At 61.3% G+C, this 217-nt stretch carries 1 protein-coding gene; it reads right to left on the bottom strand.

Features of this window, described 5'->3' with window-relative positions:
- The coding region (locus BVH01_RS18345; RefSeq protein WP_139317878.1) for an aldehyde dehydrogenase family protein at positions 1-217 on the bottom strand (217 nt) is incomplete at both ends.

Raw genomic sequence — 217 nt, 5'->3', positions numbered from 1 at the left:
CTTGAAGGTGGTCACGCCCACCACCGGGCCGAAGATTTCCTCCTGGAACACGCGCATCTTGTTGGTGCCCTTGAGCAGAGTCGGCTGGATGTAATAGCCGGTTGCCAGATCACCTTCCAGCTTCTCGGTCGCGCCGCCGGTGAGCAGCTCGGCGCCTTCCTGCTGGGCGATTTCCAGGTAGCTGAGGATCTTGTCGTACTGCTGCTGCGAGGCCTGT

Source organism: Pseudomonas sp. PA1(2017), from assembly GCF_001945375.1.
Taxonomy (GTDB): Bacteria; Pseudomonadota; Gammaproteobacteria; order Pseudomonadales; family Pseudomonadaceae; genus Aquipseudomonas.
The sequence above is the reverse complement of the archived record's forward strand: the minus strand, read 5'-3'. Positions and strand labels throughout refer to the sequence as shown.